The organism is Bacteroidota bacterium (genome assembly GCA_018831055.1).
GTDB lineage: Bacteria > Bacteroidota > Bacteroidia > Bacteroidales > B18-G4 > M55B132.
The window spans coordinates 20,121-32,505 of the sequence record JAHJRE010000228.1; the positions used below are offsets into that span (position 1 = coordinate 20,121).

At 46.0% G+C, this 12,385-nt stretch carries 8 protein-coding genes; 4 read left to right on the forward strand and 4 right to left on the reverse strand.

Features of this window, described 5'->3' with window-relative positions; all coding sequences use genetic code 11:
• Positions 1–40: 40 nt before the first annotated feature.
• From KKA81_14980 to KKA81_14990, 3 genes are all read right to left on the reverse strand, one after another.
• Positions 41–2,932, reverse strand: a complete 2,892-nt coding sequence (locus KKA81_14980) for a DUF1566 domain-containing protein (protein ID MBU2652231.1) — start codon at positions 2,930–2,932, stop codon at positions 41–43.
• A 19-nt stretch (positions 2,933–2,951) separates the two neighbouring features.
• The gene (locus KKA81_14985; protein ID MBU2652232.1) at positions 2,952–3,992 is read right to left on the reverse strand and encodes a hypothetical protein; all 1,041 of its coding nucleotides are present in this window, start codon (positions 3,990–3,992) and stop codon (positions 2,952–2,954) included.
• 128 nt (positions 3,993–4,120) lie between these two features.
• Positions 4,121–6,124: a tetratricopeptide repeat protein gene (locus KKA81_14990; protein MBU2652233.1), complete on the reverse strand. Its 2,004-nt coding sequence runs from the start codon at positions 6,122–6,124 to the stop codon at positions 4,121–4,123.
• A 93-nt stretch (positions 6,125–6,217) separates the two neighbouring features.
• On the opposite strand from KKA81_14990, the gene KKA81_14995 reads away from it, so the two are divergent.
• Positions 6,218–8,527 carry a transglycosylase domain-containing protein gene (locus KKA81_14995; protein ID MBU2652234.1) on the forward strand — a complete coding sequence of 770 codons (2,310 nt, stop codon included), beginning with the start codon at positions 6,218–6,220 and terminating at the stop codon, positions 8,525–8,527.
• A gap of 83 nt (positions 8,528–8,610) precedes the next feature.
• On the opposite strand, the gene KKA81_15000 is transcribed toward KKA81_14995, so the two are convergent.
• Positions 8,611–9,096 carry a hypothetical protein gene (locus tag KKA81_15000; protein MBU2652235.1) on the reverse strand — a complete coding sequence of 162 codons (486 nt, stop codon included), beginning with the start codon at positions 9,094–9,096 and terminating at the stop codon, positions 8,611–8,613.
• Between the two features lie 102 nt (positions 9,097–9,198).
• Here KKA81_15000 and KKA81_15005 point away from each other — a divergent pair, with 102 nt between their 5' ends.
• The 3 genes from KKA81_15005 (at position 9,199) to selD (ending at position 12,271) form a co-directional block, all read left to right on the forward strand.
• Positions 9,199–10,458 (forward strand): serine hydrolase, encoded by a 1,260-nt coding sequence (locus tag KKA81_15005; GenBank protein ID MBU2652236.1) that lies wholly within the window; start codon positions 9,199–9,201, stop codon positions 10,456–10,458.
• Between the two features lie 108 nt (positions 10,459–10,566).
• The gene (gene yedF, locus KKA81_15010) at positions 10,567–11,217 is read left to right on the forward strand and encodes a sulfurtransferase-like selenium metabolism protein YedF (GenBank protein ID MBU2652237.1); all 651 of its coding nucleotides are present in this window, start codon (positions 10,567–10,569) and stop codon (positions 11,215–11,217) included.
• A gap of 13 nt (positions 11,218–11,230) precedes the next feature.
• Positions 11,231–12,271 (forward strand): selenide, water dikinase SelD, encoded by a 1,041-nt coding sequence (gene selD, locus KKA81_15015; GenBank protein ID MBU2652238.1) that lies wholly within the window; start codon positions 11,231–11,233, stop codon positions 12,269–12,271.
• Positions 12,272–12,385: the final 114 nt, after the last annotated feature.

Genomic DNA, 12,385 nt, shown 5'->3' on the forward strand with positions numbered 1-12,385 from the left:
AGGTTTTCAATGTGACAAGTTGTGCCTTTTTTGGTCATTGTTATTTTTTTATAATCTTCTTTGTTATGATTTGATTCTCCATTTTCAATCTGATAAAGTATATTCCAACCGGCAAATAGCTTATATCCAATTGTATTTCACCGGATCCCGGTTTGCCTTCATAGAGTATACCCATCCTCCTTCCGACCAGGTCAAATACCTCAATTCCAATAAATTGAAAATTGCTTTTACTGGGTGAATCCGGGTGGACAAATGACAATTGAAAATTGATTATTTCTCCAGCCGGGTTAGGATAGATTTTGATATCCTGGATCACTTCCTCATTAACTGAGGTCGTAATATCCACGGTCACTGTCCATTCCTTCAACGTTTGTCCATTTTGCGAAGTGACCATATAGATAAACGGGTTGGAGAAATTCTGCATCGAACCTCCAGGTGGATCTATTGTTGCCCCGGCAGAAATATATATTTCAGGGATCAGTTGCGTGAGGTTGGTACCTTGTTCAACGACTACCTGTATTGTTTGGTCTTCTGAGTTAATCTCAGCCGGTTGTACCTGCTGGTCAACCACAAAGTCCAGGATGTCGGCGACTCCGGCAGGGAACCCTTCGAGCAGGCCATAGCGATAGAGAGATCCGTTGTTGCCTATCGCCCAGGCGTGGTACCCGTCGACGGCAAAGACATCCGTGAGCCAGGAATCTGAGAGATGGTCCAGGTTGAAATGCACGGTGTCGCCGTTGGCGTTCGATGACATCAGGACATCCCCTCCGGTGGTCACGGCCCATAGACTATCAATGTCCAGGGTGAACACGCCCTGGATGCTCTGTGCCGTATCCTCGTAAAGATGTTGAAACAAACCGTTCCTGAGGCGCAGCAATTCACCTCCATAACTTAGCCAGGCCTGGTCGGGTGCGTTGAACTGAACATCCCCGAAGCATGGGAAATACTGCGCCCCGCCGTAGTAGGTCCATACGCCATTCTCATAGATGGATTTCCTGCCGAAACAACTCACAGCCCAGCCGTATGTGTTCGATCCGAAGGACATGGCGTCCCAGTCCGTATAAGTAAAGAATTGGGATTGCAGGCCAGTTTCGGTGATCTCCGACAGCCATCCTTCCGTTCCACCTACCCAGCCTATGGAACCGTCGGGCGAAAAGGCGATGCTGCGGATCTGCGAAGGGGCCACGGCAAAGAAATTCCAGTTCTGGCCGCCATCTGTTGTCTTACAGAGCAGGCCACTCGCTCCTCCTGTATAGCCCACTTCAGAGGACTGCATCCATATATCGTGGCACTCCGCCAGGGGAGTTTGCACATCCCATGTTTCGCCACCGTCGGTGGTGTGGTAAATCTCAGCATAGCTGCAGCTATTGGTGATCCATCCCTCATTGCCGATGAACCAGAGGCTGGAGAGGCAGCCTCCTGCCGCGCCACCTACCGGGAACAGCTTCTCGCTGATATCCACCCAGCCATAAGCCCGTGTGTATGTTGCATCGAAGTTGCACGTGGAGGTGCTGCTGTTCAGGCTTACGCTGTAACTCAACGGATCGAAACGCGCATATTTATGGGTAGGGTAGAGGGTGTAATTCCCGTTAGGGAGATGATTGAACTCGTACTCCCCGTTGAGGTTGGTGCGGGTAAAGCCGCTGATCGGACCGTTCAGATAGACTTCCGCCCTGGGGTAGGGGTTGCCATCCAGGGTGATGGTACCGTGAATAGAGGAGGTTGGTAAAGGGGTGTTGTCGGTCCGCACGGGCCAGACATGCCAGTCGGCTGTTTTCAAATATTGCAGCCTGTTTCCTCCACCCATCATGCCATCTGTAAACCAGACAATCCAGGCCTGGTCGGCTTCATCAGCACGTGTTGTAGAAGTCCAATACACATAGGCGAAATTATAACCACTTAAATTGGAAAAAGGATTTCTTTCGGGCAGTGTTGGATTTTTGCGGCTGATGTCCACCAGGCTGGTCATCTCGTTGCGGTTGGGCATTCGCCAGTCGTTGTGCCCGAGATAATTTTCTGAATTTAAGAGAGCTACATAATCCAGGGCGTGCTGCCAGTTGATGGCGCCGTCGACCCACTGGTTGGTATCAAATTCCGGGTCGCGTGTGAGCATCAGGTTGGCATCCTTCGTCCACATTAGGCCTGTGAGCCTGTCGGTGACCGTGCCGTTGTTGTTATCCACCAGGCGGGGGGTAGGCCAGGTGGTGCCCTCTTTCAGGAAACCGTCATCACCGGGATAAAAGGTATATTGTTGCCCTGTCATCGGGTTTTCGATCGTACCAGTAGCTGAAGAATTTCTTACCGGTAGGAGGTAGTACTTCCAATAGTTGGCGCCGGTAATGTCCGGATCTTTGGCAAAATCCTCCGTTTCTCCGGCGGGATTTATGATGTTGGAATGGGCGTAGTGCTCCTGCAGCAGGACCCCTATAGCCAGGCTACGCAGCTCTTCCGAGGTGGTGGAACTCCAGTAAAGGTCCTTCAGGTTGATGAACGGATGGTCCGGGGGCAGGGCAATATCAGGATATTGCAGATTGACCAGCGACCTCAGCTCCACCATATTCGGCATGCGCCAGTCATTGTGCCCGAGGTAATTGTCGTTGTTCAACAGGTCGACATAATCGAATGCCGTTTTCCAGTCGATGTCCCCGTCTCCGGGTGTCCGGTCCTGGTCAAAGGAAGGGTTACGGGTGGCGATGAGGTTGGCGTCTTTCACCCACATCAGTCCGGTGAAGGTATCGGTGACAGAGCCGTTGCCATTGTCGGTGAAGCGATCGGAAGGGATAGGTATGCCTAACTGAAGGTCGCCGTCATCACCCGGATAATAGCTTGTAGTTTGCCCGGTGGCAGGAAGTTGTATAACTCCTTGTTGTGCAATGGAATACTGTAATATCGAATTTGTTGTAATGATTATCAGGAATATGTATTTTTTCATAATGTCATGATTGTAATTTTCACATTTTAAAAGGCTCCGATAATAAATAGCTTTGATCTCTATTTCCGGGATCGAGGGACGGATCATATCCTTTATTCCGGGAGCAGATCACGTTACCGGCGGAGTCTTGCCAGCGTTCCTGCCAGTAGCTTGTCCCGAATTCCTTTTTTCCGTTAAAGGGATTTTTAAACTTCCTGACCGGGGAAATATCCGTAAACATGCTTTCCATTATGGCTTCCAGGCTCAGGGAATTGCTTGTTTCCTTCAACGACTCACTTGCTTCGAAAATGGATTCAGGGTTTATGATTTTCGTATACAATACAGGATCGAAAACCATTGAAAGTAGTACGGTGCTCAGGACTGGTGCGACATTCCTGAAATGTTTTTCCGGTGCTCTTACAGACCATGTGTTTCTGCTGGCCCACATTCCTCCGCCCATTTGTCCGTAATCCACGATCATACAATGGAATTTTTCCAGGAATAATGTGTCATTCTCCTTGTATTCACTTGTGATTATTGCTGAGGTTAGCTTGCATCCTTCATGACCGGGATGGGCAGATCCCGGATCAGAGGACGATTCTTTGAAGCCCGGATTAAAAATAATTTCTGTAATCCTGATATCAGACGCTGTGGGATTTGCTGCCGGAATCAGCATTTTCTTGACGTATTCAGCCGGAGACCGGAATGATGCTACGGTCATACCATTATATATACTTCCCACGGGATAGGTTCCGGTAAGCAAATCGCCGGTTGGACAGCGTTCCATGTCAAAAAATATTTCATCCGGGAAAAGACTGATATATGCTTTGCTATGAGGATCCTTTACCTGGATTCCGGGTATCTTTGATTTGACAACAGGATCCGGAAGAGTATCATCATAACTTTTATCCCCTTGAATAGTCCATCCTTCAGGGCACAGAACATGGATACTATCGCCAAAAGGGGCAATCCCGGATTTAAACCGCTGGATTTCCGGATTTGATGTCAGCTGTCGCTCGGTGCAAGCAAACAGAAAGGAGATAATTATGATAAAGTGAATTCGGGTTGATGTTATTCGCATCTCGATATTTTTATTTAAAAATACTACGGGATGCGTGAGTGTTTGAAATTTAGTGCCCTACAATAATTTTCAGCCGACCCTACAAAAACACTCAAAGCATGTAGGGTGGTTAATAGGCAGAATATCAGCTATATACGGTTGATAAAATTGTTAAGATTTTCATCCCTGCTCAGTCCCATTTTTTTTCGGATTCGTGTACGGGCCACTTCAATGCTTTTGAGGGATTGGCCGGTGAGATTAGAGATCTCCCTGGTATTCATGTCGAGGCGAAGGAAAGTGCAGATTCTGCGTTCCGAGGGACTAAGGTCAGGGAATTCATCGTTTAGCTTTTTCAGGAAGTCGGGATTGGCTTTATTAAAGTATTGCTCGAATTCATTCCATTGCTCGGGGCTGTTTTCAATGCGTATCCTGTTGATGATGTTTTTCAGCCAGGCTTCACCGGCCTGACCTTCATGTGATTCGAGGGCATTTGAAGTCTGGTTTAGCAGTTCATTCTTTTGTTGGATGATAAGGGTCTTTGCCGCCAGCTCTCTTTCTTTGTCTTCGGCATCCTGTTTCAGGCGGCTGTTTTCATCTTTTACTTTTAGAAGGAGGGATCCCGAGCGTAATCGAAAATATGCCAGGGAGGTTATAATCAGTATGATAAGCAGTGCACCCGATGCAAATAACAGCCATATCACCTGGATGGATTTTTTTCCTGAGACCTGCGAAAGGCTGGTATTATCATTTTCCAAAGATTGTATTTCATTTTTCAGGAAATCGTTCATTTCCCTGATCTCCAGTTCTTCGAGTTGCCTAATCTGTTCGAGTGCGATCACGCTGTCTTTGAGGGTCGTATATTCTCTGAAGTAGTCGAGGGCTTTTGAATAGTTTTTCAGTGCATTAAAGATTCGGTAATGGTTATACAACGCGTTCATTTCTTCGTGGATAATGCCGGTCCTTTTAGCTGTTTTCATTGCTTTCATGGCGTGATCCAATGCGAGGATGTATTTTCCCTGACTGGTGAAACATCCTGCCAGGAGATTATTCAGAGCCACTTCACTGTTGATATCTTGTATTTCCGATGCCATTTTTAAAGCTTTCTGAAAATATGCCGTGGCCTGCAAGGTATCCTGTTTGATCATGAAGAATCTGCCCAGGTTGGTGTAACAGTCGGACAGCTGGAGCCGGTCGTTGATTTTTTCAGCCTGTACAAGAGCCAGGTTAAAATGATGCAGAGCTTCGTCGTGCCTGTTCAGAGCTACAAGGGCATTAGCCATGTTGTTGTTTCTCATGATGCTGCGGAAAGGGTCGCCGGTAATTTCAACAATCCGGAGTGATTCTGTGTATTTGGCAAGAGCCACAGAATACTGTCCTGTTTCATAGTACACGTCACCAACATTGTTTAGGCAGTCGGAAATCCTCATTTCTGCACCCAATTCGCGATAGATCCGAAGGGCGTTATCGAAATATTCCGCGGCTTTGGCATATCTTCCTTGCTTTTTCATCACATTGCCCATGTTGTTGTAGCAGTCGGCAACACCTTGCCGGTCGTTCAGAGTTTCTGCTATTTCAAGCGAGTGCCGGTATGATTCAAGTGCTTCACTAAATTGTCCGTTGGTTTTGTAAACGATGCCCTGGCTCAGGTAGCACCAGAATGCCCCGGCAAGTGAATCCATGGAAAGGTAAATATTCAGGGCGCTATCATAATAATTTAATGAATTTTCGAATTCGCTTTTTTCCAGGAAGACCTCGCCGATATTAAACAGGGTTTCAGCGATCTGGAAGGTGTCTTTCAATGTTTCCGCCATCTGAAGCGCTTTGTAATAATGCTCCATAGACAGACCATAACGGCAGTCGAAATAATAGATATGCCCGATTTGTGTTTCCGCCCTGATGATCTTTATTCCGGTTTCATGGGATAAATCCTTATCATTTTGGTGATGGATGTTATCCAGGATGTCATAGGCAATATCCAGTGCCTGGCGGTAAAAAGCAAGAGCGGAGTCGGGTAGTATCCTGCGGTACTGGTCGCCCTTGGCGATCAGGGCTGAAACGGAATCGTCATTCCGTGAGTAGCATTTAACCTGCAATCCAATGAAGGAGTATAATATCAGGAAAATAAATATGGTGTGTGTTACCCTTGGTTGCATTATAAAATCTTAATCCAAATACTAAAGTATAGAAAATATTTGTTAGAGTGTTGCTAAATGAATAACTTTTCATGCTGTTAACCCGAAACCCTCATGAACAGAAAGCGTAAATCCAAGGCAAGATCAGGAAGAAGCAGATTTAAGATAATGATATTCAAGGTAGTTGCACTCATAAGCGGATTGATCGTGCTTTGCATTGCCTTGCTTTTCCTGTTGGTATATGCAGGTGTTTTCGGGCCTTTGCCGGGCAGGGAGGCGATATCTGACATTAGTAATGAGGAGGCTTCTCTGGTTTTTTCTTCTGATGGCACTATCATAGGGAAGTATTTTGCGGAGAACCGCACTAATATCAGCAGGGAGGAGATCCCTGAGCATTTGGTTCAGGCTCTGGTGGCTACAGAAGATAAGCGTTTTTTTACCCACAAGGGGTACGATACACGGAGTTATATGCGCGTGCTGGTAAGAAGTATCTTCCTGGGTGATCGGAGTGGGGGAGGAGGCAGCACGCTGACGCAACAGCTGGTGAAAAACCTTTACGGACGTGAAAACAGCGGTTGGCTGAGCATGCCTGTAAACAAAATCAGGGAGGTCATCCTGGCCACACGATTTGAGGATGTTTTCTCCAAGGAGGAACTTTTACTCTTGTATCTGAACTCGGTGCCGTTCGGAGAAGATGTTTACGGGATAGAATCAGCTGCACAGCGTTTTTTCGGTAAGCCGGCTAATATGCTGAAGGTTGAGGAATCTGCTGTTTTAGTCGGCATGCTGAAGGCCAACACGTATTTTAGTCCCGTCCTGAATCCTGAAAACTCAGAGATACGACGCAACACCGTGCTTAATCTGATGGAGGATGCCGGTTATCTTGATCCTGAAACTTCCGACAGCCTCAGAGAACTGCCTCTTGTAATAAGTTATTCCAACCTTAGCATCAATCCACCGGCGGGTTATTTTATTTATCAGGTCAGGAAACAGGCTTCCGGCCTGCTGGAAGAGATAAATCAGCGAAGCGGCAGGAACTATATTCTGGAGACCGACGGTTTGAAGATCTATACGACCATGAACCTGAAACTCCAGAAAATGGCAATGGAATCAGCCCGGAAGCACATGAAGGAAATGCAGAATAAGCTTGACAAAGAACTTGAAGCCGGGGGGATCCGGAAGCTATGGTACCGGACTATGGAAAGGGAAAGTCCTCATCCCGACAAGGACATTGCTAAAAGGAATGTGAGCCTGTTTTCCTGGGATGGGATAAAGACCATGAACATCAGCCATTTTGATAGTATCTGGTATTACCGTAAGATGCTGAATGCGGCTGTTTTTGCGATAAGACCGGGTACCGGAGAAATTCTTTCCTGGGTAGGAGGGAATCATTTCCGTATTTTGCCTTTTGATATGGTGTTGTCGCACAGGCAGATAGCGTCGGCATTCAAGCCTGTTCTTTATGCGGCTGCACTGGAATCGGGTGCAACGCCTTGCACTTACCTTGAAAATGAAGAGAAATCCTATCCTGAATATGATGATTGGAGGCCGGAGAACTTTGACCATCGTTTTACGACTGACAGTACAGTTGCTTTGTGGTATGCATTGGCTCATTCGATGAACCTCCCGGCCGTTGATCTGTATTTTAAGACTCCCTCCGACAGTCTGGCAGCGATGGGTTCCCGCCTGAAGCTGCCTGATTTTCCTGAAGATGCCCCTTCGGTGGCCCTGGGCACCCTGGATGTCTCTTTATATGAAATCGTGAGGGCATTTGGTGCTTTCGCAAATGATGGTATGATGACGGAACCCTATATGATCACCAGGATTAGTGACGCCAACGACAGTATCCTGTATGAAAGTGATAAGAGTGAAACAGCACGTGTAATCACAGAATATAGCGCGCAGGTGATCACAGCGATCCTGCAAAGAGCGATTAACCAGGGCACTGGAACGGCATTGAGGAACCGATACGGGATCCATTGCGCTTTGGCCGGAAAAACCGGTACAGCCCACAATTATTCAAATGCATGGTTTATTTCATATACACCTGAACTGGTGACCGGTGTATGGGTTGGGGCATCGACACCCGACATACATTTCAGCAGTGCCAACGGTTCCGGATCGGCACTTGCATTACCGGTGGCTGCAGGACTGTTAAAAGGAACCGAAAAAGATCCTGCCTTGAAGAAGGAATTCCTGAAACCATTTCAGATCCCTGAATACATTTATGAAAGCATGGATTGCGACCCATACCGGCAAAAGGGAGCTGATGGTTTCTTCCGGAGGCTATTTGGGGGTAAGGATAAGCAGGAAGAAATACAGGAAAAGCCTGCAAAAACAGATCCTGCTCCGAAATCCGATACGATCGAAAAAGAAACCGGGGTAAAGAAATTCTTCAAAAGGCTTTTTAAGAAGAAAAAATAGTTCTCCTTCCAGTCCGAAAATATAACGTTTGATAATAATTCAGGACTTTAGCCTTGTTGGCAGCAGAAATCAGGATGTAGACTTTATTCAACCAGACTGATGATCACCACATAATTCTTCCCGTATTTTTTTGCACATTTCGGGCAGGTGGTGTACCACATGTACCATTTTTTGATTTCCATTCCTTTCGACGTTACGATGGACTTGTAATCTTCGGTCCATTTTTTGGTATCCCGGAACGGACCTTCATACACTTTGCTGTAAAACTTTCCGCTTAACGTCAGATTATTCGCACCGGGGATGTCCTTATCGACAGCAAGGTACACATCCATGCTCCATTTGGATGTATGATCGGAAAGGCAAAGCCAGCCGGGAATCTCTGCACCGGCGTCTCTAACGGATTTATCGAGTTTCTTCATGATTTTTCCGAAGTTCAGTGGCATGTAGAAAAAAGTACATACACTGGCCTTGATGAACTTCTTATCCTGCCATTCGAGTGTTTTATCGTCCCAGGGCATGGGGTCGAATTCCGGACAGCAGATGGATTCAGGTTTTGATGGGGTTGTCATGGGATGCTTTTGAATTTGTTAAATATTTGTTAAAGATACGAATGGGAGCTTAAAAATGTTGCTATTAAGTGTTAATTAAATGTTATACTTAAATCTGTTAATATGAGAACTATATACATTCACTTTTCGGCATATATTGATAAGGCTAAATACATACTTTTGGCATTATTGCCTTTAATACTACTATTTCTAAGTTCTTGTAAAAAAGATGACAATAGCCAGACGCTTTGTGATCCAACCCCACAGTTTAACATCGATTTGTTTATTCAGAATGTTAATGAAGCATTGAATGATCCTGCCAATCCGGTGGCAGGTTATCAATTCACTGTAAATCAAAATGGGAATCTATACCACGCGGAAGCAGGGGGAAAGTCTGTTTATGCTTCCGACCCGGGAGGTCCTGTTGAAATGACTGAATTTGTCAGGATGAATGTGGCAAGTGTAAGTAAGTTTATTGGCACAATTGCCTTGATGCAGGTATTGGAAAAGCATGGCATTGAAGAGACCGAGCTGATCCGCGAATATCTTCCACAACGTTGGAAGGATGGGATGCATACTGATCATTATGAAGCGTCGTCGGTGAATAAAGTAACCTTTGAGAAAATGCTCCAAATGAAAACCGGGCTTAGATATAGTGCTGACAACACGAACTGGTCTCCCGGAATAATGCCTACTACCGATCAGATGTATACCGCCATTACTCTGCCGGCTGATCCGGCCAGAGTCGATAAATATCAGAATGGTAACTTCACATTGATTAGGGTGCTGATCACTGAGATGGAATATGGGTTGGATGCTTCAGATCCTGAGTACAATTTCATGACAGCCGAAGCCTATTTCGACTACATCAAGAGAAATATATTCGACAAACTTGGTATTGATGCACCGATGACTATTTCCGCCATAAACAATTATTATGATAATACCGCCTTTACCCGTGCTCACCAGTATCCATTCGACAGTACGTTCCGGGATGGAAACAATAATGTTGGTTGGGGAGCATCCAGCGATCCCGAGTTGAATGGAGGATCCGGTGGTTTGGTCCTTTCATCAATGGATCTTGCAAAGGTATTGGCGTATTTTATTCACGATAACGCTACCATAATATCTAAGGATCAGCGCGAGATTATCCTGGAAAAGGACCTGGGATTATGGGGTACGGGTAGTGGTGACCATGGCAAATACTCAAGCAAAGGAGGGACAAGGGGCCCGGAAACCGATTTTAACAGGGCCATTCAAAGCATGGTGATGATGTTCCCGAACGGAGTGGAAGCTGTACTGCTGGTAAATTCCAATAAAACTGACAATGGATCAACCTTGAGGATCGCTTTTGATGAAGCATGGGTTAGTCCATGTAATTAGTGTGTTTATATGCAGTACATGTGGGTTTCATATAAACAACAATTATAATGAACTGAGTTTTATTTGAAACATAGCGACTAAATTTACGGGTAGAAAAATATTATCTTCGTGGGCTTAACCGTTTTCACCAACAATTACACTTCAATAATGATAACAGTTGATGCCAGAGGTTTGAAATGTCCGGCTCCGCTTATTCAAACTAAAAAGGCGCTGAAAGAGGCCGGCACGGATGAGGAGATCAAGATAATCATCGACAACAACGAGTCGAAAGAAAATGTTCTCCGTTTTCTTGCTGATAATGGGGTGGAAGCCTTGTTATCGGAAGACAAGGGATTGTTTGAGATCTGGATCAGAAAATTGTCGGGCGAGCCGGAAATGCTACATCCTGAAGATTACTGCCAGGAAGATACAGGTTTATGCGGAAGTGATTATGTTATGGTTTTTGCAAAGAATTACGTTGGCGAAGGATCGGTAGCTTTGGGAGAGATCCTGATGGAAGGATTCCTGGAAGCCATTTTGTACCAGGAAGAGAGGCCTTCGAAGATCGTTTTTTACAACTCCGGGGTTTTCCTGGTACTTGATGATTCGCCTCATTTACCGACTTTCCGTGGAATGGAGGACATGGGCATAGAGCTTCTTGTTTGCGGAACCTGTTTGAAATTTCATAATAAACTGGAGGCATTGGGAGTGGGAAAGGTATCCAATGCCTATGAGATATTCACAAGCATACGCAAGGCCAGGCGGTCGATACAGCTATAACAACAGCTAAAGAATGACATTTGATCTGTTAACTACTGTTGAACAAGGGGGGTGTTCGGTAAAGTTACCCGCGAAAGCATTAAGTGAAGTGCTGAAAGGGATCCCCATGATACACGATGAAAATCTGCTTGTCGGGACAGAAGCCCATGACGATGCGGGGGTTTATAAACTCAGGGATGATTATGCCCTTATATTGACAACGGATTTTTTCCCGCCGGTTTGCAGCGATCCTTATGACTTTGGTCAGATAGCGGCAGCCAACGCGTTAAGCGATGTTTATGCCATGGGGGGGCAGGTGCTGACGGCGCTGAATCTGATGATGTTCCCTGCCGGGATACCGCTGGAAGTGCTGGCCGAAATACTAAAAGGCGGGCAGGATAAAGTCGTGGAAGCCGGTGGAGTGATTGCCGGAGGCCATACGATCACCGATGATACGCCAAAGTATGGCCTTGCCGTCACGGGATGGGTGCATCCTGAAAAACTGGTAACCAATGCAGCGGCTGAAGCCGGGGATTTACTGCTTTTAACCAAACCCATTGGTACAGGAGTGATGATCTCAGCCAGGAGGAATGCATTATGCACAGAGAAGGCATACCAGACGGCCATCGATAATATGAAGCTTCTCAATAAAAGAGGAGCGGCGATCATGAATAATTACGGTATCCGGTGTGCGACGGATATTACAGGGTACGGTTTGGCCGGGCATTCCATAAAACTTGCCATGGCCAGTGGTGTAACTCTCAGGATCAGAGCATCTTCGGTTCCGGTGTTGCCCGAAACCCTAAGCCTGATCGAAGCAGGCTGCATACCGGGTGCTGCTTTTCGTAATCTCGATTTTGCGGAGCAAGCTTGCACTATGGATAAAGGCCTGGGATACAATGAAAAGATGCTGCTTATGGATGCACAAACCTCTGGCGGTTTACTGATTTGCGTCAAACCCGGAGACGCTGAAAATATAATTGAAGATTTAAGGACAGGAGGTTATCCATCAGCTGAGATAATTGGTGAAGTTGTTCCCGGGAAGAAGGGAATCATGCTGGAAATTGAGGTTTAATCTTGTATTATACCGGTTATATTATTGGTTAAAGTTTCACATTAAAATAGTCCTGATTTTATCCACCTTCTGGCCTTCCCGACAAGTCGGGACTGGTATGAATTCTTAGTTTTT

What these genes read in the sequence shown, in the direction of transcription:
- KKA81_14980 (MBU2652231.1), bottom strand. Translation starts at nt 2,932, where the DNA reads ATGAAAAAATACATATTCCTGATAATCATTACAACAAATTCGATATTA.
- KKA81_14985 (MBU2652232.1), bottom strand. Translation starts at nt 3,992, where the DNA reads ATGCGAATAACATCAACCCGAATTCACTTTATCATAATTATCTCCTTT.
- KKA81_14990 (MBU2652233.1), bottom strand. Translation starts at nt 6,124, where the DNA reads ATGCAACCAAGGGTAACACACACCATATTTATTTTCCTGATATTATAC.
- KKA81_14995 (MBU2652234.1), top strand. Translation starts at nt 6,218, where the DNA reads ATGAACAGAAAGCGTAAATCCAAGGCAAGATCAGGAAGAAGCAGATTT.
- KKA81_15000 (MBU2652235.1), bottom strand. Translation starts at nt 9,096, where the DNA reads ATGACAACCCCATCAAAACCTGAATCCATCTGCTGTCCGGAATTCGAC.
- KKA81_15005 (MBU2652236.1), top strand. Translation starts at nt 9,199, where the DNA reads ATGAGAACTATATACATTCACTTTTCGGCATATATTGATAAGGCTAAA.
- selD (MBU2652238.1), top strand. Translation starts at nt 11,231, where the DNA reads ATGACATTTGATCTGTTAACTACTGTTGAACAAGGGGGGTGTTCGGTA.